The sequence below is a fragment of the Erythrobacter sp. S267 genome, assembly GCF_057365045.1.
This window is the reverse complement of the sequence record NZ_CP200298.1, coordinates 1,301,097-1,325,939: the sequence shown is the minus strand read 5'-3', so window position 1 is coordinate 1,325,939 and position 24,843 is coordinate 1,301,097. Positions and strand designations below refer to the sequence as shown.

Genomic DNA, 24,843 nt, shown 5'->3' with positions numbered 1-24,843 from the left:
TGTGATCGGCCGCTTGGGTAAGCGGGGCGAGGGGGAGGGGTGTGAACCGGCGTCCCGAATCTCGCGAGGCGCTGCATATAGCGTGCCCTTTGCGAATGAAAAGGGCTAATTCGCACATGCAGCATTCCGTTAGCCCGCGAGCCCTCCGCTGGGTGCTCTGCGGTTCCAGCTGTTGACCATCATCAAGGCCCCGATGCAGATCATGTTGGTCATCATCGAAGAGCCGCCATGGCTCATGAAGGGCAGGGGGATGCCCACCACAGGGGCAAGGCCCATCACCATCAGCAGATTGACCGCGACGTAGAAGAAGATCGTCGCCACCATGCCGCCCGCCAACAGACTGGAGAAACGGTCCTTGGACGTGCGCGCGACATTCAAACCCCAGCGCAAAATGATTGAGAACACCGCGAGCACGAACAGGCCGCCGACCAGCCCCCATTCCTCTGCCATGGTTGCAAAGACGAAGTCGGTGTGCGGCTCCGGCAGATATTGCAGGTGGCTCTGCGAGCCATTGTTGAAGCCCTTGCCAAAGATGCCGCCTGAACCAATTGCGATCTGGGATTGGATGATGTGATAGCCATCGCCTTGCGGATCGGCGCTCGGGTCGAACATCGTCAGGATGCGGCGCTGCTGGTAATCCTGAAGCCCGAAGAAGAAAACCAATGGCGCGGCGGCGAGGGCGGCGATGCCTCCGGTGACGAACCACCGCATTGGTAATCCGGCAAGCAGCATGACTACCGCTCCGCCAAACATGATCGCCAATGATGTACCGAGGTCGGGTTGGAGAAGGACGAGCGCGACCGGCAATCCGATGAACGCGCCCGGTATCAGCAGAGCTCGCCAACTTCCGATCATCCCCACCGGCAGGCTGGAGAAGAAATGGGCGAGCACGACAACGATCACCGGCTTCATTAACTCAGAGGGCTGTAAGACCATAAAGCCGAGGTTGAGCCAGCGCTGGCTGCCTCCATTGACCTGCCCGATAATCTCCACGCCCAGCAGCAGGACCAACACCACCGCATAAGCGGGGTAGGTCATGAACCGGACGAACTCCCTTGGGAGCGAGGCGATGACCGAAGCCATCACCAGCAGCACGCCGAAACGGATCAAATGGGATGAGGCGTAGGGCTCCATCGAACCCCCGGCCGCGGAATAGAGCACCGCGGCACCAAAGGTGATGAGCATGAAGAGCGGGATCAGCATCCGCCATGGCTGGCGCGCTATTGGCTCTGGAATGATGCCCGTCGCGGTGCTCACTCGGTGGCTCCGCGTTCTTCAACAGGGGTCAGCGCGTCGCTTGGGCTTGTGCCAGAGGGATTGTCGCCGCTGCGTGGCGCCACGAAGTTGTCGCCGATTTCCTGCGTTTCTTCGGCCGCCAACCGCGCTTCGGCTTCGACGCGATCAAAGATATCCTCATCACGGCGTGGTGGAGCAACGACGGTCGCGCCGCGCTCAGCGGCATAGGCGGCATAGCGGCGCTCCAGGCGCTGCTGAGCAGTTCCGCCCCATTGCCTTTCAAGCGCGCGCAGAGCGTCCATCCCCTTGGCCGGGTCGAACAGGAAGGTCATCACGTCGCGCGCAATCGGGTAGGCCGCGCCAGAGCCACCGCCATGCTCGATCACAACGGCACCTGCATAGCGGGGCTGCTCGGTCGGGCCGAAGAAGGTGAAGAGGCCGTGATCGCGGTATTTCCAAGGGCCGGTCCGCCCGTCCGATATGCTGAGAGATACGACCTGCGCGGTGCCGGTCTTGCCCGCCATCTGGATATCGGGGAAGGGCAGCCGCCCGCGCCCCGCCGTGCCGGGGCCGTTGACGACATCGCTCATCGCCTGGCGGATGTAATTGATGTGGTCGGCTTCGAAATTATAGCTCTCAGGCTCAGGCGTTTGACCGTCCATCACCAGCTTGGGATTGATCCTCAGGCCGGTTGCAAGCCGCGCCGTCATGACCGCGAGCTGCAAGGGGCTGGAGAGGTAGTAGCCTTGGCCGATGGAGGCGTTGACCGTGTCAAAGGGCTGCCATTCGCGCCCGAATTTGTTGAACTTCCACTCCGGGTCCGGGACGGTGCCGTAGAACTGGCTGGTGACGGGCAGGTCAAATTCCTCGCCCATACCCAGATCGCGTGCCATCTCAGCGACTTTCTCAAAGCCGATTTGCTGGGCGAAGTGGTAGTAATAGCTGTCACACGATTGGTAGATCGACTTCGCCATATCGACCGTGCCGTGATTGCTCCAGCAGTTGAAGAAGCGGTTGCCAATGCGCCGTCCACCTCCGCAGGAAATCGTCTCGCGCGGGTCAATCCCGGCTTTGAGAAACGCCATGCAGTGCATCGGCTTTACGGTGGATCCGGGCGGGTAGAGGCCCTTCAAGACCTTGTTGCGCAAAGGCACACGCGCATCTTCGCGCAGCATCGCATATTCGACCGAACCGATCCCGTCTGAGAAGGAATTGGGGTCGAAGCTGGGCATGCTGGCCATGCACAGAAGCTCTCCGGTCCAGCAATCCATGACGACGACCGATCCGCTCTCCAGCCCGATGCGGCGCGCGGCATAGTCCTGAAGCGGACCGTCGATGGTCAGCTGAACCGGATCGCCTTGAATGTCGTCGCGCGTCTCCAGATCGCGCACGATGCGCCCGCCCGCGGTCACCTCAACCCGGCGCGCACCCGGAACGCCGCGCAGATCGGTTTCAAACTGGCGCTCTAGCCCGTCTTTGCCGATCTTGTAGCCCGGCGTGATGAGGAGCGGGTTGCGGTCCTCCTCGTCAAACTCCTCAGCATTGGCGGGCCCGACATAGCCGATCAGGTGGCCGACGCTGGAGGCTGTAGGGTAGAAGCGGGAGAAACCGCGCTGTGGGATCACACCCTGCATGTCTGGCAAGCGCACGCTCAACGCTGCGAATTGCTCGTAATCCAGTCCTGTCGCGACTTCGATGGGAGCAAAGCCTTTGGTCGCGGCGATCTCTGTCTTGAGGTCGTTGATGCGGCTTGGTTCCAGATCGAGCAGCTCGCCGATCTTGTCGATCATGGCGTCCGGTTCGGAGAGGCGCTCGGGTATCACATCGACGCGGAAATCTGCGCGGTTCGAAGCAAGCGGCGCACCGTTGCGGTCGAGTATCCAGCCACGACGCGGCGGGATTAGCGTCAGATTGACCCGGTTGCTTTCGGATTCGAGCCGATACTTCTCATTCTCCGCAATCGCGATGTAGCCCATGCGCACCGCCAGCAGCACGCCAATGCCGCCTTGGATGCCGGCAATAACGACAGCGCGGCGGTCGAATGTGTTGCGAAGGGTGGAGGCGTTGACGACGGGACCGGTTCTTTTCTTCGCTCCCGACCCAAAGGAGAAGAACCGCTTCATCCAATCCTCCGCGACCGGGACAGGCGATAGCGGTCGGCCCAGGCGATGATCCGCGCAAAGAATGGGTAGAGCAGCACCGATAACGCAATCTGCGGCAGAGATGCGATGACAAGCGGAGGAGTGATCGTTGCGCCGGAAACCACCATGGCGAGCACGATATAGAGCACGATGGCTAGACCAGCGGTGAACCAGTCCTGCCAAAATCCACGCCATGGGAAGCGTGTCTCTATCAGCTCAAGCGTGATCATCGTCACCGACCATAGCAGGATCGCGCTGCCAAAGGGCTGGCCGCTGAACAGATCGTCAAACGCGCCCAACGGCACGCCAACCCACATCGGCATGAGGCCGGGTCGCATCAGCCTCCAGCCAAGGAAGATGATGAAACCCAAAGGCGGGACGACCGGCATGATGTCCGCCAGCACAAAGATTGGCAGTAGCGACCCCAGCAGGATGGTGATGTAATGGACCGAGCGTGCGCGCCAGGGGCTCTCGACGCGGTTGATCCCCTGTCCGCCATAGGCGCGGCGCTGCACGGGTGGGCCAAGGCGATCAATCAATCGCTGACCTCCTCTTGCGTAAGCTCAACCCGGTCGCGCACTTCGGAAGCTTCGACCGCGGCGGGTTCGTAGATCGGCTCGACCACAACAAAGTTGGTGGCAGAGGGCTCTGCGATCAGCTGCGCGATCCCGCCATCGGGCGTCAGCTCAGAGAGCACCGCAACCGCGACGCCGGGCCGGTAATAGCCTCCGGCTCCGCTGGTGACGAAGACATCGCCCTCTTTCAGCGGGTTGAGGCCAAGGTTGATCAGGCGAATTCGCAGGAGGCCATCTCCGCGCCCTTCGGCAAAGGCCACTGTTTGGTCGGAGTGTCGGCGCACCGGCAACACGCTTTCGGTGTCGGTCAGCAGCAGCACGCGTGACGAGCCGAGCGAGGTTTCCAGCACCCGCCCGATCACACCGCGCTCCGAGTGAACTGGCATGCCAATCTCAACCCCGTCAGAGGAACCCACACCCATATAAGCGAAACGCCGCGCACTAGAGGAACTGGACCCAACAAGGCGCGCTGTGGCAATCGGTTCGGCAACCTCGCTCGATAGTCCAAGCAGAGCCTTCAGGCGGCGATTTTCAGCCTCGATCGCCTCGGCCTCAGCCAAACGGATGCGGGCAACTTCGACCTCTTCGCGCAGGGCCGCGTTCTGACTGCCCGCGCGCCAATAGCCGGTGATGGAGGACCACAAGCCCTGACCTTCTCCGCGCACGGCGCCAGTGGCCTCACCAACCGGAGCGGTCACATCGCTTGCCGCACCGCGCAGGGGTTGCATGGCTGATGGTTGCCAAAGGGAGAGTGCCAGCAAAGCCAATCCCACGAGCGCGCCGACCGTCGCCAGCAGATATCCGGTAAAGACCGAATATTGCTGCTTTCTCGAAAAGCCCGATCGACGCGAAGTTGGCGGCGCCATGGCCCCTGTAGTCCTCTACTTATATTTCCCCCGCAGCTGCGCGCTTACGTGGTTGTTGCTTATGCCGACATCAAGACACCGCGGTAGATCGGGTCTTCCATCGCCCGGCCGGTGCCGATGGCAACGCAGGTCAGCGGGTCTTCGGCGATAGAGACGGGCAGGCCGGTCTCTTCACGCAGATGTTCGTCCAGACGGCGGATCAACGCGCCGCCGCCGGTCAGAACGATGCCTTGGTCGACAATGTCTGCAGCCAATTCCGGCGCGGTGTTCTCCAGCGCGATGCGCACGCCTTCGACGATAGCGCCGATAGGCTCAGACAGAGCCTCTGCCACATGCGCCTGGTTGATAGTGATCTCTTTGGGAACGCCGTTGACGAGGTCGCGGCCTTTCAGCGTGATGCTCTCGCCCGCGCCGTCTTCGGGCACGACAGCGATACCGTAATCCTTCTTGATCCGCTCTGCCGTGGAATCGCCGATCAGCAGGTTGTGGTGTCGACGCACGTAGGAAACGATAGCTTCGTCCATCTTGTCGCCGCCGGTGCGAACAGACGTAGTGTAGGCAAGACCGCGCAGTGAGAGCACCGCAACCTCAGTCGTGCCGCCGCCAATGTCCACGACCATGGAGCCAACCGGCTCAGTCACCGGCATATCCGCGCCAATCGCTGCAGCCATCGGTTCAAGAATCAGGTGCACTTCGGAAGCGCCAGCATTCGACGCCGCATCGCGGATCGCGCGCTTTTCAACCGAGGTAGAGCCTGAGGGAACGCAGATCACGATCTCTGGATAACGGAACAGGTTCTTGCGACCATGCACCTTGCGGATGAAGTGCTTGATCATCTCCTCCGCAATTTCGATGTCGGCGATCACACCGTCGCGAAGCGGGCGGATAGCTTCGATTGAGTCGGGCGTCTTGCCCATCATCATCTTTGCATCATCGCCCACGGCTTTGACCCGCTTGATCCCGTTGATCGTCTCAATCGCGACGACGCTGGGTTCGTTGAGGACAATGCCCTGATCCTGGACATAGACCAGCGTGTTCGCCGTGCCGAGGTCAATCGCCATGTTCTGCGAACCGAATTTGAACAGGTTGTTCCAGAAGCTCATTCTTATGTCGTTTCCGTTGTCTGGATCGTGGGGTATCTGAAGCGCCTGAAAGGTGGCTTGCCTCGTCAATCGATCCCAAAATTGACGCGACCTCCTGTCGCCTAGCGAAAGCTTGCCAAAATTGCTAAAATTTTTGTTGACGAGGGTCAGTATTTTCCCCGGTAGCCCTCGAATTTGCGGTCACTGAGGGCTAGCTTGCGACAAATGCCCCAAATTCGCCGCCTTCCCAGTGACCTTGTGAACCGAATTGCCGCCGGTGAAGTGGTCGAACGCCCTGCTGCGGCGCTTAAGGAACTGGTTGAAAACGCGATTGATGCCGGCGCGCGGCGAATTGGTGTTGTGTTGACCGATGGCGGGCTGACGCGACTCGAGGTCACTGACGATGGCTGCGGGATGAGCGCGGATGAATTGGCGTTGGCGCTGGAACGCCATGCGACTTCCAAGCTCCCCGACGAAGCGATTGAGCAAGTCACCACGTTGGGTTTTCGCGGAGAGGCTCTGCCGTCCATTGCCAGCGTTGCGCGGATGACATTGGAGAGCCGGGTGGCGGGCGCTCAAGATGGCTGGCGCATCATGGTCGATCACGGCGAAGTGGTTGATCAAGGGCCTGCCGCTCTGCCGGTCGGCACGCGCGTACGGGTCGAGCAGATATTTGCAAAAGTGCCCGCGCGCCGCAAATTCCTACGCACTGCGCGCAGCGAGTATATCGCCGCGCTCGACATTGTGCGGCGTCTGGCGATGGCCCGGCCCGATGTTGCCTTCACGCTGGAGAACGGCGCGGAGGGCAAGACACGCAAGGCCCTGGCCACACAGAGCGATGAGGAGCTCTCCACCCGTGTCGCGCAAATCATCGCGCGCGAGCTGAAAGACAATGCGGTTGAAATTGCGCTGGAGCGGGAAGGGCCGAGTGGCTCGATGCGGCTTTCCGGCATTGCGGGCCTGCCGACCTACAATCGCGGGGTCGCCGATCACCAATATCTCTTCGTCAATGGCCGTCCGGTGAAGGACAAGCTGCTGACCGGAGCGGTGCGCGGGGCCTATTCGGACATGCTCGCCCGCGACCGTCACGCTGTGCTCGCGCTGTTCCTTGACGTGCCGCCTGAGGATGTCGATGTGAACGTCCACCCGGCCAAGACCGAAGTGCGCTTCCGCGATGCAAAGGGCGTGCGCGGCTTTATCGTCTCAGGGCTTCGTCAGGCGCTGGCGACCGGAGACAGGCGCAGCGCGCAAGGACCAGACCGCGCGGCGATGGAGCGGTGGCAGCAGGAACCTGCGCGCGAAGAAGCGCCCGCCTTGCGCTCAATTTTCGAGGGTCGTGACTGGACTGCTCCGCAACAGCGCCCTGCTCATAGTGTCGCTGAGACCCGGACGGATTGGGCAGGGCAAGCCCCGCAATCACGCGACGCCGCACTCCCGCAAGGTCGCGCCGAGGCTGCCGCACCGCTGCCTGAAGACGCGCAGGACTACCCGCTCGGCATTGCGCGCGGCCAAGTCGCCAACACCTACATCATCGCCGAGAGCAAGGACGGACTGATCCTCGTTGACCAGCACGCCGCGCATGAACGCCTAGTGCTCGAACGATTGAAGCGGTCGGGCGCGGAGGAGGCGACCAAGCGTTCGCAGGCCTTGCTCGTCCCCGATGTGGTCGAAATGGACGAGGCGGATTGCGACAGGCTCGAAGATGCGGCCGAAGGCCTTGCGCGCTTTGGCCTCGCAGTCGAACGCTTCGGTCCTGCCGCGATGTTGGTGCGCGCCGTGCCCAGCGCGATCGCGAAGGCGGATACGGGCAAGCTGCTGCGCGACCTCGCCGACGACATTGCCAAGCATGGCAAGCAGGAAGAAAGCGGATCGCTGCTGCTCGCCGAACGCCTCGAATATGTCCTCGCCACCATGGCCTGCCACGGATCGGTGCGGGCAGGGCGAGTGCTCTCCGTCGCCGAGATGAACGCACTGCTGCGCGAAATGGAGGCCACGCCCCGCTCAGGGCAATGCAATCATGGCAGGCCCACATGGGTGAAGCTCGACATGGAGGATGTCGAGAAACTGTTTGGGCGGCATTGAGCGTAGCGACCGCGGGCACGAGTATCTTGGGAGGAAAAAATGCGAGGTTTGGCAAGCTTGTTTTTCGCGGGAGCCTTTGCGCTGACACCGGCAATGGCCAGAGCGCAGTCGACTTGCCCCGACTTCGATAGTCTTGTCCCGATGCTCAACTCGTTGAAGGCGCAAATGACAGCGGCAAGCCGAATGCAGTGGATTGATGGACCGCTAAGTGGTGAGTGTGCGGATTACCGCTGCGAGCTTAAGAGCCAACCTATCCCCGGATACGAGTGCTACGTGCTGACGTTTTTTTGGGAGACAGACGGAAACGTCGAGATAAGCTGTAATCGCTATCGGGAGGGTAAGGCCAACAATGAACGGGAAGCGTCTCGCCTTCGGGCATGCTTCGTAGATGAGGGGTGGGAGCCCTTCATTTTGGGCCGTTACCATAGAAAAGCGAACGTAGTTGCCAATGTGACAAGCTTGGATGAGCGTGTCGCAATTAGCTTCGAAATCAGAAACGACTGACTACACATAGCGGGCATAGGCGGCGGTTAAACTGTCGGACCAAGTTGGCCATTGAGGCTGAAAGACATCACGCCCCCAGATCGATACGCCATTGCCACAGCGCGTTAGGGGTAAGTCCGGAGGCGAGCCTCAATCCGCTGCAAGCCATGACCTTCTATCAAGCCAATTGGACTTGCCAGTTGGACTTGGAAGCGAAAGTGATCAATGGCCTCTAGTCAAAAATACATCGAGTTTTTTGATCGCGATGAGCGGCACCTGGTTCGACTGCGGGTCCGGGTAAAACAATTCGCGGTTGGTTTGGAATTGTCGGCCATTGTCACGGACATTGCGCGCGGCGGTTGCAAGGTTGAGTGCATGGCACCGCTCGATCCAAATCACCGGGTCATCATCGCGATCCCAGGCTACAAGTCGCTCGCAGGCGAGATTGTGTGGACCAAGACCGGCGCGTGTGGCTGCCAGTTTACAGCGCCTCTCGACGCGCATGTCCTCGCCAGGCTTGTGAAGGAGGGGAATGCGTCGGCTAGCCCCTCGGTTGGGACAGAGGCCAGTCTGGTGTCAGACCGGAAGGTCCGCAAGGATGAGCGCGATCAGTCGGAGCTTAAGAAGTTACGTGAGGAGCTGGCCGAACTGGTCGAAAAGCTTGATGATGCCCTTGGCGGTGACGAGAGCGCAAAGCGGTCAGCGATGCCGCAAGTCAAACGGCTTGGACGCGGAAGCTAAGGTGCGGCCCGAGCTGGTCGAGCCACGCAACGCCTCAGACGTTGAACTTGAACAGCATCACGTCGCCATCCTGGACCAGATATTCCTTGCCCTCTTGCCGCAATTTGCCGGCGTCACGCGCGGGGCCTTCTCCACCTAGCTCGATGTAATCATCGTAGGCGATGGTCTCTGCGCGGATGAAACCTTTTTCGAAATCGGTGTGGATCTCGCCTGCGGCCTGCGGAGCCTTTGCGCCGTCTGGGAAGGTCCATGCGCGCGATTCCTTGGGGCCGGCGGTGAAGAAGGTTTTGAGGCCAAGCAGCGTGTAGCCAGCGGTGATAACGCGGGCGAGGCCGCTTTCTTCAAGGCCAAGCTCAGCCAGATATTCGGAGCGGTCCTCCATCTCCATGCCCACGAGCTCAGCTTCGATGGCAGCGGAGACCACGACGGCCTGAGCGCCCTCGTCAGCGGCTTTTGCGAAGACCTTTTCCGACAAGGCATTCCCGGTCGCTGCTTCGTCCTCTGCAACGTTGCAGACATAGAGCACGGGCTTTGCAGTGAGGAGCTGGGCCTGCGCGAAGACCTTCGCTTCCTCGTCATCCTTGGGCTCGACAAGGCGGGCGGGCTTGCCGTCTTTGAGCAGTTCCAAAGCCTGTCCCAACACGCTGGCGAGGATTTTGGCATCCTTGTCGCCTGCCGTGGCGCGCTTTTCCGCATTGGAGACGCGTTTTTCGAGGCTTTCAAGGTCAGCCAGCATCAGCTCTGTCTCGACCACTTCGGCGTCAGCAATGGGGTCAACGTGGTTGGAGACGTGCTGAATATCGTCATCCTCAAAGCAGCGCAGCACGTGGACGATGGCGTCCACTTCACGAATGTTGCCGAGGAACTGGTTGCCCAGACCTTCGCCCTGACTTGCGCCCTTCACAAGGCCTGCAATGTCCACGAATGCGAGCTGCGTTGCGATCACCTTCGCGCTTTTCGCGATGGCGGCGATCTTCTCCAACCGTTCATCCGGGACCGCGACTTGGCCGACATTGGGCTCAATCGTGCAGAACGGATAGTTCGCAGCCTGTGCAGCCTGCGTTTCGGTGAGAGCATTGAACAAAGTGGACTTGCCAACATTGGGCAGTCCCACAATCCCGCAACGGAAACCCATGGGTTGTCTTTCGTGAAATTGGACTAGGAAGCGAGCGCCTTAGCGCTGGTCGGCACGCTTGACCAGAGGGAGCGCGGCTCAAGATACGGGAAGGGCGCTCTCTGCGTGAATTGCAGAGAACGCCCCGAAGACTGTGCCTGGAAGGGCTCAGTCAGAAACTGGATGCCAATTACTTGGCCTGTTTGTGACGACGCTTTGTCATCATGAATGCTGCCGCACCGCCACCAAACAGCAGCAATGTCGAAGGTTCTGGCACAGCCGTGCCGCCGGAAGAGCTGCCCGACGAACCAGTCGCCGGTGGGTCCTGCGGTGGTGGCTTCAGAGCTGACGCAGGCGTGGCGGCGATGCCAATGGCTGCGAGGATAATCAGCACGTGAAACGGCTTGAGGTGCATGGTTAGAAAGATCCCAACTGACGCCGCGCCGTGGAAACGAGGTGCGGTGAAGAATTAAGAGCTTGCTAACCCAAAACTATGCGGGCGTCTTGGGGCTGTCGGGGCCGTGTCTCAATCTGAAGCAAGGTGGCCGCGCAACCTTTAACCTCACACGTTGTGCACAGCCTTGATCAGCGGACCATAGCCGGATTCGCCCAGCCAGCCGACCTGCACTTCGGCGCTGACCGTGTTGATTGCGAGTTGCGGCTTTGCACCGGGATGGACTGCGCGGCGAAGGGGGCGCGTGCCTGCGGGCATAGCGATCACTTCGGCCATGGCCTTGGGGACATCCATCGGATCGGTCGTCCCGCCGCCGGTGCGCTGGCCCAGCCGTTCAATCATCGCGGCGTAGCCATCGGTGTGCTTCTCTTCTGCACGGCCAAGCAGAGCGAGGCTGTTTTCGTTGGAGTTCTTCCAGATCATGGTGGGGTAGCCGCCGGGCTGGATCACTGTCACATCGATGCCGTGCGGCACCAGCTCATAGGCGAGCGCTTCGCTCAGCGCCTCCAGCGCAAACTTGCTTGGCGAATATTGTCCATAAGCAGGCACGATCACGCGGCCCAATTGTGAGGATACGTTTATGATAAGCCCGCTCTTGGCCTCGCGCATTCCGGGCAGGCAGGCGCGGATCATGCGTTGGGGACCGAAGACATTGGTGTCGAAAGTGTGCTGGGTCGCCTTCATGTCCTGAATTTCAATCGGTCCGCCATAGGAAATGCCGGCATTGTTGATCAGCACGTCAATGGGGCCACCATTGATCTCCATCGCCTTGGCGACGCCTGCTTCGACCTGCTCGTCGGATTGGACGTCGATCTCGATGACATGGAGGTCGAGGCCTTCCGCTTTGGCAAGGGCGGTCAGCTCGTCAGCTTCGGCGCGCGGCAGGTTGCGCATGGTTGCGAAGACGCGCGCGCCTTTGCGGGCGTAATCCTCTGCGGCGAGACGACCAAATCCGGTTGAGCAGCCCGTGATGAGAACGCTCTTGCCGGTCATGTCAGGCTCGACCGAGACGTGATCGTCTGCAGCGACTTTGGCGGCTGCAACGAAGGCGGTGGTCGCGGCGGCTCCGGCGAGCAATGTGCGGCGGTTCATGTTGGGCATGGGTGTCGTCCTTAATTGGTTCAGGTTTGGCCGGGAGCCTAGTGCTAGACAGCGGCTTCGTCGAGCTTGTCAGTATCGTCTTCGAACACGCGCAGGCGCTCCATCTCATTCTGAACGTACCAGATGGCCCATACGTCATAGAGCGCATGGCCGATCATCATCGCGAGCAAGCTTTCCAGTTGCATGAACAGCACGCCGAACACGCAGCCGATGACGAAGATAAAGATCGCAACGCGCGCTTTGGCCAAGTGGATTGCTGCGAACAGCGCAGAGCTGACGACGAGCGCGAGCCAAAAGGGCATATAGTCACTGCCAAGCGTCAGAAGACCGCCGCGAAAAAGCGCCTCCTCCCAAATCCCTGCGCTCAGCGAGAGTACGATGATCGGGCCGAAACCCAGTTTGTTCTTTAGGAATGCGAGGCTGTAGGCCTGATCCCGGATCATCTGTTCGCCAAACTTTGGGAAGACCTTGAAGGTTATGAGGCCGCTGAGGATGAAACCGAGGGCGATGGCGATCCCATAGGCGAATTCGTGCGGGGCGAAGGTGACGAACTGGCTGGCTTCACGGCCGGACAGCATCCAGAGCCCTAGGCCCAGAAAGGTAAAGAGCGCCGCCTGAACGCAAACCAGGCCCAGCATCTTGCCCAGGGGCATTGCGGCCATTTCATCGCTAGGATGGGCCACGGCTATTCCTGCATTCTTAAAGCGACATCGCTCATAAAGCGCGGGTCATCGCCTTTCGCGAGCCACTCCGCCTCCGCACCAACCGCGCCAAGCATGGCGGCTAGCTGGTCCTGTTCAACCTTCGCGTAATTGCCCAGCACATAGCCGCTCACCCGATCCTTATGCCCCGGATGACCAATGCCGAGGCGCACTCGGCGGAAGTCCTTGCCCAGATGTTTGTCGATCGAGCGCAGGCCATTGTGGCCAGCGGTCCCGCCGCCTCGCTTCACCTTGACCTTGAAGGGTGCGAGGTCGAGTTCGTCATGGAAAACGGTGAGGGCGTCCAAGTCGAGCTTGTAAAGGCGCATCGCCTCTCCGACGCTGCGCCCGCTTTCATTCATGAATGTGGCGGGTTTGAGGAGCAGGATTTTCTCCGTCCCGATCCGGCCTTCCTGAACCCAGCCCTGAAACTTCTTCTGGATGGGTCCGAAATCAAACATGTCCGCAATGACGTCCATCGCCATGAAGCCGACATTGTGCCGGTGCAGAGCGTATTGGGGTCCGGGATTTCCAAGGCCTGTCCAGATTTGCATTGTTCTCCCTTAGCAGGCGCATCCGCGCCCGCAATCTCCTCGCTCACACGACCTGAAGGTCGCGTCGCTGCGGGCGGGCGGTCGCCCTTGCGGTCCGCTGGTCGCGGACCGAACCAGACCAAGCCTTCAATGTCGCCCGGGAATTCTTGGTGCAACATGCAAGGGCGGCGCTGATCGCGAGCCGTTAGGCGAGCCAGCGCGCGACCGCGCGCCGCCGCCACTGCGGCGAAGCCAAGGCGGCCGGATGGCCGCCGCCCGGCGTCTGAGGGCGTAAAACAAAAACGCCGAGCTGGTTTCCCAGCTCGGCGCTTTGGTGATTGCGTTTGAGGCAAACGGGTAGGGGCTTATTCGCCGCCTTCTTCGCCTTCGTCGCCTTTCTGTGCGGTGGCTTCCACCTCATCAGCTGCGATTTCTTCGCCTTCGGTCTCTTCTTCCTCTTCCTTCTTAAGGGCGGAAGGAGCAACCAGAGTGGCGATGGTGTAGTCGCGGTCGGTGATCGCGCTTACGCTGCCTTCGGGCAGGTTCACTTCGCTGATGTGGATCGAATCGCCGACATCCTTGCCTTCGACCGAAATTTCGATCTCGCCCGGGATCTTGTCGGCTTCACAAATCAGTTCAAGATCGTGACGCACCACGTTGAGAACGCCGCCTTTGGTAAGGCCCGGCGAGTCTGCTTCGCCAACGAAGACAACCGGGATCGAGACTTCGATCTTGGCGTCGCGAGCGAGGCGGAAGAAGTCTACGTGCGTCGGACGGTCAGTGACCGGATGCAGAGCAACGTCTTTAGGCAGGGTACGGACCTGCTCGCCGTTGATATCGATCTTCACAATCGAGTTCATGAAGGCGCCAATGTTCAGTTGCCTGACCAGCTCTTTCTCTTCGATGTGGATCGTTGTGGGTTCTTCTTTCCCGCCGTAAATCACAGCAGGAACCCGACCTTCGCGGCGAAGTGCACGGGAGGCTCCCTTGCCTGCCCGTTCGCGCGCTTCGGCGGGCAAAATCAGAGCGTCGCTCATAATATCAGCCTTTCGAATGCATATTTCAGTGTTGCTTCGTAACGCCCCGCCTCCAGGGATGACCAGAGCGCCGAAGCGCGGGCAGATAGCGATTATGCGGGAAAACGCAACATTATTCTACGCGCCGGACGGTATAGCCGCGGGCTTCGAGCATGGTTCCCAGCCCATCCGGCCCGATAATATGCGCAGCTCCCACCGCGACGAGGGGGCGGGGATCGCTATCCAGCGTCTGAGTGAGCGGGGCAATCCAAGCCTCATTGCGGTCCGTCAGCAGAGCAGCGCGCAGTTCAGGGTCCGCCATGATCCCGGTGCGGGTCGCGTCGAGCAGAGTGGCTTCATCGCCCGCAATCCACGCGGTCATCAGCCTGCCGGGGTTCTTCCGCGCCGCCGACCACTCGCGCACTGTCCCTTCGAGCAAGTCCTGCTGATCCTCTGGCCCAAGGCGATCGAAGATGCCGAGCTGGCCGCCAGCGCTTTCAAACCCGCGCACATCGCGGTCTGCAAAATCGGCGATCAAAGCCTTGTCGACGCCGTTTGAAGGATCCCCCATTGCATCGACGCGGGCGAGCATGATGGCGGCGGCCCAATCTTCGACATCGTTGAAATCGGATGAAGCATAGGAAGAACGCTCCAGCATCGCGTCCAGATCATCGCGCAAGTCAGGCGCAATACGCGGCTCTAGCGGGCCGATATTGGGCGTGGTCGCCAGCGAAGTGAAGGTTGTGGCAAGCGCCGCTGCGTCGTTCAGCTCTGCCACTTCGACAAGCAGCAGGTCAGCCTCAGCCACGACGGTGTCAATCGCCTCCGTGCGCCACTCAACGCCATCGGGCAGGGCATGGATCGTGCCGAGCATCCAGCCCTCAACCTCTCCTTGCGAGTTGGTGATTTCGTAAATGAGCGGGTCAGGCGAGGGCCAGTCGGGCTCAGCCGCATCCTCGCCCGGACTGCACGCAGAAAGGGCGAGCAGCCCGAGCAGGGTAAATGCGGCAGAGCGAATGGCCAGCATTACTGGACCCGTTCAACCGTGATGTCGCGCTGGGCAAGGAAGTCCTGCACGCTTTTGTCGCCCGCCAGATGGCCTGCACCCACAGCGATGAAGACCGTGCCCGGTTCATCCATGCGCGTGTCGATCCACTCGGCCCAATTGGCGTTACGCTTGGTGAACAGGGCGTCGAACATTTCGGGGTTATCCATCCCTTCGGTCATCATCACGGCCAGCGAGTTTGCATCGCCCGCGACCCAAGTGGCGACCATCGCATCGAGTGCCTGACGCACTTCGCCGACGCCTTCGACGCTCAGCATCAGAAATTCGATTTGCGTTTCCATGCTGAGGCCATCAAGCGCGCCGAGCGAATATTCGAGCGTCTCCAATGCGCCGCGCTCTTTGTCGCCGGCCTTGGACAGGATGACCTTGTCGACGCCTGCATTAAGGTCATAGCCCTGCATCAGCAGCGGCAGGTAAACCATCGTCAGACCCATCTGCCATGGCTCGTAAATGTCCATTTGCGGCAAGGCGGCCTCTGGAATGCCGAGACCTCCGAGGGCTGCGGCATAGGCTGCGTTCTGCTCTTCGTTCAGAAGCGAGCGCAGCGTGGTGCCGTCAGTAAACGTGCCAAGCTCCAGCATCAGGCGCTGTGCGGCAGCCTCATTCTGCGGGTCCATCAACACCTCGGTCACAACCGTGTCGGATGATTGCAGCGCCGCGTCGATCTCCGCATCATACCACACAACACTCGGGTCGAGCGCGTGGATCGTGCCGAACAGGTAGATCGTCGTGTCTTCGTCGGCGACCTTCCAAAGCGCTGGGCCTTCGGGGCCGCTTGGGAGCGCCTCTGCTGCGGTTTCAACAGGAGCCTCAGCGTGGTCATCAGCCCAAACGGGCGGCGCAAACATCAATGCAGCGACAGCGGTTGAGGACGAGAGCAATTTGGCAAGTTTCATCGGGGGATTTCCTTTCGAAGGGTCGGGGTTAGGGGAATTGAATGAGGGAGGGGTGAACAAGGGAGCCGGGTCTAGAAATAGCGGCGATAGAACCAGACGGCGGTCCAGATAAAACAGACAATCAAAAACACGATCATCGGATCTTGCGCGGGCAACCATCCGGCGCGCGTCGCCAGCCACCAGGCCGGAGCAATAAAGATGTAGGCATGGCCCGCGACGAGTGCTCCATCGGCGTAGGCAGAAGCCTCATGCTCATCGACGGTGCGCCACCACTTCCAGGTGAGAGGTGGAACAAGAACGAACCAGACTGCAATCGCAAACAATGCGAAGCCGGGGCTGATTGGCCCGTTTGAGAACAGCGAGTAATCTTCAGCGCCTTCGGTGAACAGTAAGGCCACAGCTATCAAGGCGCCCACGCCGCAGGACAATTGGAGGAGCAGCGTCGATTTGCGCGTGCTTTCAGCGACGATCTCATCGCTGCGTTCGGGCCAAAGCTTCCAGCAAACAAAAGCGATCAGGATCAGCAGTGCTGAAAGCCCGCCAATATAGCCATAATCTCGCAGGATAAGCTCATCATATTCCAGCGCCTTGGCCGTGTAGCCCGCCAGCATTCCGGCGATAAACAGCATCACAACGCCGCCAATACATGCGATCAGGAGCTTCTTGAGAGAGGCTGGCATGCCGGTTTCTTCATCGTTGTTCATGCGGCGTCTCCGTCGTCGAAAATTTCCTCGATGCTCATGTCGAACAGACGAGCAATGCGAAAGGCGAGGGGGAGGGAAGGGTCGTGCTTGCCGGTCTCAATCGCGTTCACAGCCTGGCGCGACACATCGAGGTGCCCGGCTAGCTCAGCCTGCGACCAGTCCCGTTCGGCGCGTAAGACTTTGAGGCGGTTTTTCATCGGCTCAACCTCCCCGCACACGTTTCCAGAAGAGGCCAACGTAGAAGGCGCCGATGGCGACCACGATGCTGACTTCTGGGGTTAAATCTTGGCTGTAAGTGTCACGGTTCTCGTCATCGAACCCGCTGCGCAATCCGTCATAGAAGCCTTCCACAAAGGGCATTCCAAGGAAAAGCAGCAACATCGCAGCGAAGGCAAAGCTTGCAGCCGAGGTCCACAGGCCGCGCGTGTACTCATCCGCGTTGCGGGTGAAGAGCATTACCCAACAGGCCAGAACGGTCAGGATCGCGCATGACACACCCACAGCCTTGGGCAGCTCAACGCTCGCGCTGACAGCCCAGACGGCAAGGCATGCCAATCCAACCCATCCGGCATTCATGAAGATGGTGGCTTTGTTCATCACATCTCTCTCAGATGGCGCACGAAGAACACCGCGTAGAAGGTGAACATCGGCACGTGGAAGGCGAGGAAATAGGCGTAGACCGGCTGAAACGTGGTGCCGGTGAAATAGAACAGGGCAGAGGCCAGAGAGCGCTCGATCACCACGGCGAAGAACATCCATCCCGCGGTCGCGATAAAGGCCCAGCTCGCTGCGGCGTTCCAGTGCTCTGCCGTGAACTCATCCGCATCGCGATTGCGGAACTGGATGATGACAGCTGTGAACGCGATGAGAAACAGTCCGAAATTGAGCCAGGTCACCACCGAACTTTGAGCCATACCGAGCGCGAGCAGGCTCAGATACATCACGAAGGACACTGTCCAAGCTACGCCGCCGATAAGGGCCGCTCGGAAGAAGCGGTCGACCTTGCGCTGGCGGTCAGAGATGGCTGGCTCTTTATTCACTTACGGCTCCTGACGATGCGTTGCTGCCGATCTGGCACTGCGGCGGAGTGTTGCGGGTTGGGGGCTTGAGAGCAATTCGAGGGGGGAAGCGGGATGTTGAAATCTCGCGAGGAGGGAAGGGGGTGCCGCCTCCGCTTAGGCTCTTTGTCAGGGTGGACCCGAGCCAAGCGGAGGCGGACAAGGGCATCAAGCGCCTGGAGTGGCCGTGCTTGATGCTTGCGGGGAAGCATTCTCAGCCAGGCGAACGCGGTCGAGGCGGGCCTGAGCGATGGCAAGACGAACCTGCGGCTCGGCGGCGGCAAGCGCGCTTTGGCGGCATTCGCGCTCAAGGCGGATCGACGCCATGTCGCGGCTTCCGGTGGAGCAAGCGCGGCGGACCTGAGCGTTAATCCGTTGGTTGAGTTCCGTCACATCGCCTGCATCAGCAAGGTCGAGATCACTGGTTTGGACATCGATCGCAAAGTCGCTCGACCCTGCCGATGCGGTGGCCGGTGCGGCAATCAGGGTGGCGGCGATCAGGGCGGGGATAAGAACGAAAGAACGCATGGGATTTCTCCGGTTAGGTCTCCTGGGGAGGGAGAGCTGTTTGTCGTATCAACCTTCCGAAATGTCAGGTTGCCCTTACTTTATGTAGCGAGTCGCTGACAATGTCAAGACAACCTGACTTCGTGTAAGGTGAGCATGACCAAAACCGCAGAATTCCGCCATTTTCGCCTGTCCAAAACACGTCAGAAACCGCGCTCACCTGTGTGTCGAATCGCATCCTTGTGCAGTGCACCATTGACCCCGCACGGCGAATCGGGAATGGGCATGCGCCATGGATACCGAGCTTGAGGCGAAGCCGATCCCGGCGCGCGACCCCACCAAGTCTTTTCAGGACATGATCCTGACGCTGCACGATTTCTGGTCGGCGCAAGGATGCGTGATCTTGCAGCCCTATGATATGCGCATGGGTGCGGGCACGTTTCATACCGCGACCACCCTGCGCGCGCTTGGGCCTGAGCCGTGGAACGCCGCTTTCGTGCAGCCCTGCCGCAGGCCCACTGATGGCCGCTATGGGGAGAACCCCAACCGGCTCCAGCACTATTATCAGTACCAAGTCATCCTGAAGCCATCGCCCAGCGACATTCAGGAGCTTTACCTCGCCAGCCTCTCCGCGATCGGCATCGACCCGCTCAAACACGACATCCGCTTTGTTGAGGATGACTGGGAATCGCCGACGCTCGGCGCATGGGGCCTGGGCTGGGAGGTCTGGTGCGACGGGATGGAAGTCACCCAGTTCACCTATTTCCAGCAAATGGGCGGCTTTGACTGCAAGCCGGTCGCAGGCGAGCTGACCTATGGGCTCGAACGGCTCGCAATGTATATTCAGGGCGTCGACAACGTCTACGACCTCGACTTCAACGGACGCGGCGTGAGCTACGGCGAGGTGTTCCTCGAAAACGAAAAGCAGATGTCGAAGTGGAACTTTGAGGTCGCCGACACCGACGCTCTGTTCGACCTGTTCGGCAAGGCGGAGGCTGAGTGCCAGAACGCGCTCGCCAACAATGTCCCCATTGCCGCTTATGAGCAGGCGGTCGAGGCAAGCCATATCTTCAACCTGCTGCAAGCGCGCGGCGTGATCAGCGTGCAGGAGCGCGCCTCTTACATGGGCCGCGTGCGCGATCTGGCGCGCGGTTCCTGCGCCGCCTATGCCGAGCAGATGGCGCCCGAATGGGCCGAGAAATATCCGGAATGGAGCCTCAACTGATGGCCGATTTCCTTCTCGAACTGCGCTGTGAAGAGATCCCTGCCCGGATGCAGGCGGGCGCTCGCAAGGAGCTGGAGAAACTCTTCACCCGCGAGATGCAGGCCGCAGGCGTCGCAACCGGCGAGCTCACCATCTGGTCCACTCCGCGTCGTCTCGCTCTGATTGCGCGTGACCTTCCGACCGAAACCGAGGCTGTGCGCGACGAGGCTAAGGGGCCTCCGGTTGGCGCTCCCGATCAAGCGGTCGACGGCTTCTGCCGCAAGAACGGCGTCACCCGCGATCAGCTGGAAGAGCGCGAGGTAAAGGGCCGCGCGACCTACTTTGCCGTGATCGAGAAGCCGGGGCAGGCGGTTGCCGACCTCCTCGCCGCCGCGATCCCCGTCATCATCCGCGACTTCAGCTGGCCGAAATCGATGCGCTGGGGCGAGGCCTCGATCAGCAGCGAAAGCACGCGCTGGGTGCGGCCTTTGTCTGGGATCATCGCTCTGCTCGATGGAGAGGTTGTCCCCTGCGTCACCGATGGGCTGGCAAGTGGTCGGACCACCATGGGACACCGGTTCCATTCGGCAGGCCCCATCGAGATATCAAGCGCGGACGTCTATGCCGGAAACTTGCGCGAGGCGAGCGTGATCGTCGACCACGAGGAACGCGCCAACATCATCCGCGAAGGCGCGCGTAAAGCTGCTGAACAAGCTGGCCTCAATCTGGTTGAGGACGAAGGTTTGGTGGTCGAAAATGCCGGCCTCACCGAATGGCCGGAGCCGCTGCTGGGGCGGTTTGACGAGGATTACCTCGACGTGCCGCCCGAAGTCATCCAGCTCACCGCGCGCGTGAACCAGAAATATTTTGTGTGCCGAAAGCCCTCTCCCCTTGAGGGGAGAGGGTTGGGAGAGGGGGCGAGCGCAGCGAGCAGCTCAGCCGCCGCTCCCCACCCCCCGGCCCCCTCCCCTGAAGGGGAGAGGGAGGAACTCGCCAACGCCTTCATCTGCACCGCCAACCTTGCCTCAATCGACCCCGCCGTGGTGGTCGACGGCAATCGCAAGGTGCTCGCCGCGCGCCTGTCCGATGCGCGCTTCTTTTGGGAGCTAGATCAGAAGAAGACTTTGGCAGAGCACGCCAAGGGTCTGGAGCGGATCACCTTCCACGAGAAGCTTGGCACCGTCGCCGACAAGGTTGAGCGGGTTGCGAAGCTGGCGCGGTGGTTGGTTGAAGAAGATGTCGTCACCCCGGACTTGATCCGGGGTCCCGCTTCTTCAAGCACAACAGAAGAAAAGCGGGATCCCGGCTCGGGGGCCGGGATGACGAAGGAGGAACTGGCCAACTACGCCGAACAGGCCGCGCGCCTGTGCAAGGCCGACCTTGTCACCGAAATGGTCGGAGAGTTCCCCGAGCTGCAAGGCCTGATGGGCGGCTACTATGCGGAGAAAGAGGGGCTTTCGAGCGAAGTCTCCGACGCCATTCGCGACCACTACAAACCCGTGGGGCAGGGGGATGAAGTTCCGACTGCTCCGGTGACGGTGGCGGTGTCGTTGGCGGATAAGTTGGACACGCTATTCTCTTTCTTCGACATTGAAGAGAGGCCGACTGGCTCGAAAGACCCGTTTGCATTGAGGCGAGCAGCAGTGGGAGCTTTGGCGATCATTGCGGCCTCTCAGTTGAGACTATCAATCAATCAGATCGCGACGGAGCAACTGAACTTTTCAAATGTGGATCGCTTGTCTCGGGAGCTTTCTGCCGACGCAACAACGCTTCTGCTGGCCATAAAGGCCGCTACGCCAACCGTCAATTCCGAAACAATGGAAAAAGCTGCGGAAGGTTTGTCGCCTCGTTTTGCTGAGAAAGCAGTGCAATTCCTCATGCGCCGAGAGACAGTTATAGAAGGATTACTCGACTTCTTCGCCGACCGCCTAAAAGTCCAACAGCGCGAGGCAGGTGTCCGGCACGACCTCATCGACGCCGTGTTCGCGCTTGGCGGGGAGGACGATCTTGTCCGGCTGCTCGCCCGCGTCCATGCCCTCCAAAGCTTCATCGAGACCGAGGACGGCACGAACCTCCTTGCCGGCTACAAGCGTGCGGCGAATATCCTCAAGAAAGAGGAATGGGAAACTGCTTCCAACCGTCACCCCGGACTTGATCCGGGGTCCAGCTTTACTTCTGATGGAGCACAAGAAGCGGGATCCCGGCGAGCCATTGGATTTTGGGGCCGGGATGACGAGATTGTAGGCAATGACCTCCCATATACCCCTGAACCCGCAGAGCAGGCTCTGATCGATGCGCTTGGGCAAGCGGCTCCGACAGCGGAGAGCGCGGTGACGGAGGAGCGCTTTGGCAATTCGATGGCGGCTCTGGCGACCTTGCGTGCGCCGATTGACGCCTTCTTCGAAGATGTGACCGTGAACGATGATGACCCGGCCAAGCGGGAGGCGCGGCTCAATCTGCTCAGCGCTTTCACCACAGCCGTTGGCCGCGTGGCGGATTTCAGCAGGATTGAGGGGTGAGTGCGCTCAACCCCATCATACATACCCCTTCCGGCCGACGGGACACGGCTTAGGCAAGCTTAGGATGAAAACAGCGTGAAGACAGTCTACCCCTTTGGCGGAGCCGCCGCCCACGATGATCCCCGCCAGGCTGACAAAGAGGTCACGGGCGGCAAGGGCGCGAACCTTGCCGAGATGGCGAGCATCGGCCTGCCGGTCCCTCCGGGCTTCACGATCACGACTGAGGAATGCGTGCGCTACCTGCAAGAGGGCGCTGACCCTTCGGCAAAGCTCAGGACAGGCTTCTCCGACGAACTGCGCGGCGCGGTGGCAGAGGCCCTGACGCATATCGAGGCGGCCGTGGGCAAGAGCTTTGGCGATGCTTCGGATCCGCTGCTGGTCTCGGTGCGATCGGGCGCTCGCGTTTCGATGCCGGGGATGATGGACACGGTGCTCAACCTCGGGCTGAACGACGCAACGGTCGAAGGGCTTGCCGCGACATCGGGCGATGAACGTTTCGCATGGGACAGCTACCGCCGATTCATCCAGATGTACTCCGACGTGGTGCTCGGACTCGATCACGGCCTGTTCGAGGAAGCCCTTGAAATCACTAAAGAAGATAACGGTTTCTACAACGACACCGAACTCTCCGCAGACGATTGGAAAGGCATCGTCGCACAGTTCAAAAGCATCGCGGAAAGCGAACTTGGTGAACCTTTCCCTCAGGATGTGTTTCATCAACTTTGGGGCGCCATCCGAGCCGTCTTCGACAGCTGGGACAGCGACCGCGCGAAGGTCTACCGCCGGTTGAACGACATCCCCGCTGACTGGGGAACTGCGGTAAATGTGCAGGCCATGGTCTTCGGCAATATGGGCGAAACCAGCGCCACCGGCGTAGCCTTCACCCGCGATCCAGCCACCGGTGAACGAGCCTATTACGGGGAGTATTTGATCAACGCGCAAGGCGAAGACGTGGTCGCCGGCATCCGCACCCCGCAATATCTGACCAAAGCCGCCCGCGAAGCCGCTGGCGCGAAACCGCTCTCGATGGAAGAGGCTATGCCCGAGGCTTACTCCGAGCTGGCCCACGTCTTCGACCTGCTCGAAAAGCACTATCGCGACATGCAGGACATTGAATTCACCGTTGAGCGCGGGAAACTGTGGATGCTCCAAACCCGCTCGGGCAAACGCACAGCAAAAGCGGCGCTCAAAATGGCGGTTGATATGGAAGGCGAGGGGCTGATCGACCGCGAAGAGGCCGTGCGGCGGGTTGATCCGATGGCTCTCGACCAACTGCTCCACCCGACGCTCGACCCCGATGCAGATCGCAACGTGCTGGGCACCGGACTTCCGGCATCTCCAGGTGCTGCTGCGGGCAAGATCGTGCTCGACGCGGATACAGCAGAGCAATGGTCCGAGCGCGGGGAAAAGGTCATTCTCGTCCGCGTCGAAACCAGCCCCGAAGACATTCATGGCATGCACGCAGCGCAAGGCATCCTCACCGCTCGCGGTGGGATGACGAGCCATGCTGCCGTGGTTGCGCGCGGCATGGGCCGTCCTTGCGTCTCGGGCGCGAGTGCTGTGTCAATTGACCGTGGCACGAGGACACTTCGGATCGGGTCTCATGAACTCAAAGAGGGTGACGAGATCACACTCGACGGAGCCAACGGACAGATCATGCTCGGCATCGTGCCAACGGTAGAGCCCGAGCTTGCCGGTGACTTCGGCGTCTTAATGGAGTGGGCCGATGGCCTTCGCCGCATGGCGGTTCGCACCAATGCAGAGACGCCTGCCGATTGCCGGATGGCGCGCCAGTTTGGAGCGGAAGGTATCGGTTTGTGCCGGACTGAGCATATGTTCTTTGACGCGTCCCGAATAAGCGCAGTGCGTCAGATGATTCTGGCGGAAGACGAGCGCGGGCGGCGCAAGGCGCTTGAAGTCTTGTTGCCCGAACAGCGCAGTGACTTCACCGCGATCTTCGAGGCAATGGCAGGGCTGCCTTGCACGATCCGTCTGCTTGACCCGCCGCTTCACGAATTCCTGCCCACGCAGGATGCGGAGTTCGAGGATCTTGCCGATGCAACGGGGCTGGGCGTCGATCACTTGAAACGCCGAGCAGGTGAGCTCCACGAGTTTAACCCGATGCTTGGTCATCGCGGTTGTCGTCTCGGCATCACCTATCCCGAGATTTACGAGATGCAGGCGCGGGCGATATTTGAAGCGGCATGCGATGTGCAAGCAGCCTCGGGCGAAGCGCCGATCCCCGAAGTTATGATCCCGCTCGTCGCCACTCGACGTGAACTCGAATTGCTCCGAGCGCTGGTCGAGAAGGTTGCTGAAGAGGTCTTCACCGAGAAGGGCGCGCGCGTCGATTACCTTGTCGGCACAATGATCGAACTGCCGCGTGCCGCCTTGATGGCGGGTGAGATCGCGCATGAGGGCGCTTTCTTTAGCTTTGGCACCAACGATCTGACCCAGACAACCCTAGGTGTGAGCCGCGACGATTCTGCGCGTTTCCTCGCTCCGTATGTCGAAAAAGGAATATTCCCTCGCGATCCGTTCGTGAGCATCGATGTGGACGGCGTAGGACAGTTGGTTGAGCTCGCAGCAGAGCGGGGCAGGGCGACCCGGCCTGACATCAAGCTCGGCATTTGCGGCGAGCATGGCGGCGACCCAGCCTCGATCGCATTCTGCGAGAAAGTCGGCTTGGATTATGTGAGCGCCTCACCCTATCGCGTACCGATTGCCAGGTTGGCTGCGGCTCAGGCGACACTGAAAGGCTGAG

23 protein-coding genes are annotated in these 24,843 nt (G+C 60.6%); 5 read left to right on the top strand and 18 right to left on the bottom strand.

Annotation, left to right across the window (positions count from 1 at the left end; all coding sequences use genetic code 11):
* Positions 1 to 129: 129 nt before the first annotated feature.
* From rodA to AC0V6X_RS06140, 5 genes are read right to left on the bottom strand one after another with little or no spacing between them, the layout of a single operon-like run.
* The gene (gene rodA, locus AC0V6X_RS06160) at positions 130 to 1,203 is read right to left on the bottom strand and encodes a rod shape-determining protein RodA (RefSeq protein ID WP_486185522.1); all 1,074 of its coding nucleotides are present in this window, start codon (positions 1,201 to 1,203) and stop codon (positions 130 to 132) included.
* 50 nt (positions 1,204 to 1,253) lie between these two features.
* Complete coding sequence (mrdA, locus tag AC0V6X_RS06155; RefSeq protein WP_486183708.1) at positions 1,254 to 3,359, bottom strand: penicillin-binding protein 2; 2,106 nt, start codon at positions 3,357 to 3,359, stop codon at positions 1,254 to 1,256.
* Positions 3,356 to 3,916: a rod shape-determining protein MreD gene (locus AC0V6X_RS06150; protein WP_486183707.1), complete on the bottom strand. Its 561-nt coding sequence runs from the start codon at positions 3,914 to 3,916 to the stop codon at positions 3,356 to 3,358. The genes mrdA and AC0V6X_RS06150 overlap by 4 nt, the downstream gene beginning before the upstream one ends.
* On the bottom strand, positions 3,913 to 4,818 hold the full coding sequence (locus AC0V6X_RS06145) for a rod shape-determining protein MreC (protein WP_486183706.1): 906 nt from the start codon (positions 4,816 to 4,818) through the stop codon (positions 3,913 to 3,915). The genes AC0V6X_RS06150 and AC0V6X_RS06145 overlap by 4 nt, the downstream gene beginning before the upstream one ends.
* Before the next feature lie 59 nt (positions 4,819 to 4,877).
* Positions 4,878 to 5,921: a rod shape-determining protein gene (locus AC0V6X_RS06140; RefSeq protein WP_486183705.1), complete on the bottom strand. Its 1,044-nt coding sequence runs from the start codon at positions 5,919 to 5,921 to the stop codon at positions 4,878 to 4,880.
* 204 nt (positions 5,922 to 6,125) lie between these two features.
* Between AC0V6X_RS06140 and mutL the strand changes: the two genes are divergently transcribed.
* Both mutL and AC0V6X_RS06130 read left to right on the top strand, forming a co-directional pair.
* Entirely contained in the window at positions 6,126 to 7,982 is a 1,857-nt protein-coding gene (gene mutL / locus AC0V6X_RS06135) for a DNA mismatch repair endonuclease MutL (protein ID WP_486183704.1), read from the top strand.
* A 708-nt stretch (positions 7,983 to 8,690) separates the two neighbouring features.
* Entirely contained in the window at positions 8,691 to 9,206 is a 516-nt protein-coding gene (locus AC0V6X_RS06130; protein WP_486183703.1) for a PilZ domain-containing protein, read from the top strand.
* A 34-nt stretch (positions 9,207 to 9,240) separates the two neighbouring features.
* Here AC0V6X_RS06130 and ychF read toward each other — a convergent pair whose 3' ends face one another.
* The 13 genes from ychF to AC0V6X_RS06065 all read right to left on the bottom strand — a co-directional run bounded on the left by ychF (position 9,241) and on the right by AC0V6X_RS06065 (position 18,377).
* On the bottom strand, positions 9,241 to 10,341 hold the full coding sequence (ychF, locus tag AC0V6X_RS06125; protein WP_486183702.1) for a redox-regulated ATPase YchF: 1,101 nt from the start codon (positions 10,339 to 10,341) through the stop codon (positions 9,241 to 9,243).
* Between the two features lie 169 nt (positions 10,342 to 10,510).
* Positions 10,511 to 10,735 (bottom strand): PEP-CTERM sorting domain-containing protein, encoded by a 225-nt coding sequence (locus tag AC0V6X_RS06120; protein ID WP_486183701.1) that lies wholly within the window; start codon positions 10,733 to 10,735, stop codon positions 10,511 to 10,513.
* A 147-nt stretch (positions 10,736 to 10,882) separates the two neighbouring features.
* Positions 10,883 to 11,875 (bottom strand): SDR family oxidoreductase, encoded by a 993-nt coding sequence (locus AC0V6X_RS06115; RefSeq protein ID WP_486183700.1) that lies wholly within the window; start codon positions 11,873 to 11,875, stop codon positions 10,883 to 10,885.
* A gap of 44 nt (positions 11,876 to 11,919) precedes the next feature.
* On the bottom strand, positions 11,920 to 12,537 hold the full coding sequence (locus AC0V6X_RS06110) for a CPBP family intramembrane glutamic endopeptidase (RefSeq protein WP_486183699.1): 618 nt from the start codon (positions 12,535 to 12,537) through the stop codon (positions 11,920 to 11,922).
* Between the two features lie 23 nt (positions 12,538 to 12,560).
* Positions 12,561 to 13,130, bottom strand: a complete 570-nt coding sequence (gene pth, locus AC0V6X_RS06105) for an aminoacyl-tRNA hydrolase (protein ID WP_486183698.1) — start codon at positions 13,128 to 13,130, stop codon at positions 12,561 to 12,563.
* A 344-nt stretch (positions 13,131 to 13,474) separates the two neighbouring features.
* Entirely contained in the window at positions 13,475 to 14,146 is a 672-nt protein-coding gene (locus AC0V6X_RS06100) for a 50S ribosomal protein L25/general stress protein Ctc (RefSeq protein ID WP_486183697.1), read from the bottom strand.
* A 112-nt stretch (positions 14,147 to 14,258) separates the two neighbouring features.
* Entirely contained in the window at positions 14,259 to 15,152 is an 894-nt protein-coding gene (locus AC0V6X_RS06095; RefSeq protein ID WP_486183696.1) for a TraB/GumN family protein, read from the bottom strand.
* Entirely contained in the window at positions 15,152 to 16,087 is a 936-nt protein-coding gene (locus AC0V6X_RS06090; RefSeq protein ID WP_486183695.1) for a TraB/GumN family protein, read from the bottom strand. The genes AC0V6X_RS06095 and AC0V6X_RS06090 overlap by 1 nt, the downstream gene beginning before the upstream one ends.
* 71 nt (positions 16,088 to 16,158) lie before the next feature.
* Positions 16,159 to 16,791, bottom strand: coding sequence for a hypothetical protein (locus AC0V6X_RS06085; RefSeq protein ID WP_486183694.1), 633 nt, complete (start codon positions 16,789 to 16,791; stop codon positions 16,159 to 16,161).
* Positions 16,788 to 16,988, bottom strand: coding sequence for a helix-turn-helix transcriptional regulator (locus AC0V6X_RS06080; RefSeq protein ID WP_486183693.1), 201 nt, complete (start codon positions 16,986 to 16,988; stop codon positions 16,788 to 16,790). The genes AC0V6X_RS06085 and AC0V6X_RS06080 overlap by 4 nt, the downstream gene beginning before the upstream one ends.
* Positions 16,989 to 16,992: 4 nt before the next feature.
* A complete protein-coding gene (locus AC0V6X_RS06075; RefSeq protein ID WP_486183692.1) occupies positions 16,993 to 17,388 on the bottom strand; it encodes a hypothetical protein in 396 nt (131 codons plus the stop codon).
* On the bottom strand, positions 17,388 to 17,831 hold the full coding sequence (locus tag AC0V6X_RS06070; RefSeq protein ID WP_486183691.1) for a hypothetical protein: 444 nt from the start codon (positions 17,829 to 17,831) through the stop codon (positions 17,388 to 17,390). Before AC0V6X_RS06070 ends, AC0V6X_RS06075 begins: the two co-directional genes overlap by 1 nt.
* A 186-nt stretch (positions 17,832 to 18,017) precedes the next feature.
* A complete protein-coding gene (locus tag AC0V6X_RS06065; RefSeq protein ID WP_486183690.1) occupies positions 18,018 to 18,377 on the bottom strand; it encodes a UrcA family protein in 360 nt (119 codons plus the stop codon).
* A 334-nt stretch (positions 18,378 to 18,711) separates the two neighbouring features.
* On the opposite strand from AC0V6X_RS06065, the gene AC0V6X_RS06060 reads away from it, so the two are divergent.
* From AC0V6X_RS06060 to ppdK, 3 genes are all read left to right on the top strand, one after another.
* Positions 18,712 to 19,581 (top strand): glycine--tRNA ligase subunit alpha, encoded by an 870-nt coding sequence (locus AC0V6X_RS06060; protein WP_486185521.1) that lies wholly within the window; start codon positions 18,712 to 18,714, stop codon positions 19,579 to 19,581.
* A complete protein-coding gene (glyS, locus tag AC0V6X_RS06055) occupies positions 19,581 to 22,079 on the top strand; it encodes a glycine--tRNA ligase subunit beta (RefSeq protein WP_486183689.1) in 2,499 nt (832 codons plus the stop codon). The genes AC0V6X_RS06060 and glyS overlap by 1 nt, the downstream gene beginning before the upstream one ends.
* Positions 22,080 to 22,154: 75 nt before the next feature.
* A complete protein-coding gene (gene ppdK / locus AC0V6X_RS06050) occupies positions 22,155 to 24,842 on the top strand; it encodes a pyruvate, phosphate dikinase (protein ID WP_486183688.1) in 2,688 nt (895 codons plus the stop codon).
* Position 24,843: the final 1 nt, after the last annotated feature.

What these genes read in the sequence shown, in the direction of transcription:
- glyS (WP_486183689.1), top strand. Translation starts at nt 19,581, where the DNA reads ATGGCCGATTTCCTTCTCGAACTGCGCTGTGAAGAGATCCCTGCCCGG.
- mrdA (WP_486183708.1), bottom strand. Translation starts at nt 3,359, where the DNA reads ATGAAGCGGTTCTTCTCCTTTGGGTCGGGAGCGAAGAAAAGAACCGGT.
- AC0V6X_RS06110 (WP_486183699.1), bottom strand. Translation starts at nt 12,537, where the DNA reads ATGGCCGCAATGCCCCTGGGCAAGATGCTGGGCCTGGTTTGCGTTCAG.
- AC0V6X_RS06065 (WP_486183690.1), bottom strand. Translation starts at nt 18,377, where the DNA reads ATGCGTTCTTTCGTTCTTATCCCCGCCCTGATCGCCGCCACCCTGATT.
- AC0V6X_RS06060 (WP_486185521.1), top strand. Translation starts at nt 18,712, where the DNA reads ATGATCCTGACGCTGCACGATTTCTGGTCGGCGCAAGGATGCGTGATC.
- mutL (WP_486183704.1), top strand. Translation starts at nt 6,126, where the DNA reads ATGCCCCAAATTCGCCGCCTTCCCAGTGACCTTGTGAACCGAATTGCC.
- pth (WP_486183698.1), bottom strand. Translation starts at nt 13,130, where the DNA reads ATGCAAATCTGGACAGGCCTTGGAAATCCCGGACCCCAATACGCTCTG.
- AC0V6X_RS06085 (WP_486183694.1), bottom strand. Translation starts at nt 16,791, where the DNA reads ATGAACAACGATGAAGAAACCGGCATGCCAGCCTCTCTCAAGAAGCTC.
- AC0V6X_RS06145 (WP_486183706.1), bottom strand. Translation starts at nt 4,818, where the DNA reads ATGGCGCCGCCAACTTCGCGTCGATCGGGCTTTTCGAGAAAGCAGCAA.
- AC0V6X_RS06075 (WP_486183692.1), bottom strand. Translation starts at nt 17,388, where the DNA reads ATGAACAAAGCCACCATCTTCATGAATGCCGGATGGGTTGGATTGGCA.
- AC0V6X_RS06080 (WP_486183693.1), bottom strand. Translation starts at nt 16,988, where the DNA reads ATGAAAAACCGCCTCAAAGTCTTACGCGCCGAACGGGACTGGTCGCAG.
- AC0V6X_RS06095 (WP_486183696.1), bottom strand. Translation starts at nt 15,152, where the DNA reads ATGCTGGCCATTCGCTCTGCCGCATTTACCCTGCTCGGGCTGCTCGCC.
- AC0V6X_RS06140 (WP_486183705.1), bottom strand. Translation starts at nt 5,921, where the DNA reads ATGAGCTTCTGGAACAACCTGTTCAAATTCGGTTCGCAGAACATGGCG.
- rodA (WP_486185522.1), bottom strand. Translation starts at nt 1,203, where the DNA reads ATGCTGATCCCGCTCTTCATGCTCATCACCTTTGGTGCCGCGGTGCTC.
- ychF (WP_486183702.1), bottom strand. Translation starts at nt 10,341, where the DNA reads ATGGGTTTCCGTTGCGGGATTGTGGGACTGCCCAATGTTGGCAAGTCC.
- AC0V6X_RS06100 (WP_486183697.1), bottom strand. Translation starts at nt 14,146, where the DNA reads ATGAGCGACGCTCTGATTTTGCCCGCCGAAGCGCGCGAACGGGCAGGC.
- AC0V6X_RS06115 (WP_486183700.1), bottom strand. Translation starts at nt 11,875, where the DNA reads ATGCCCAACATGAACCGCCGCACATTGCTCGCCGGAGCCGCCGCGACC.
- AC0V6X_RS06120 (WP_486183701.1), bottom strand. Translation starts at nt 10,735, where the DNA reads ATGCACCTCAAGCCGTTTCACGTGCTGATTATCCTCGCAGCCATTGGC.
- AC0V6X_RS06130 (WP_486183703.1), top strand. Translation starts at nt 8,691, where the DNA reads ATGGCCTCTAGTCAAAAATACATCGAGTTTTTTGATCGCGATGAGCGG.
- AC0V6X_RS06090 (WP_486183695.1), bottom strand. Translation starts at nt 16,087, where the DNA reads ATGAAACTTGCCAAATTGCTCTCGTCCTCAACCGCTGTCGCTGCATTG.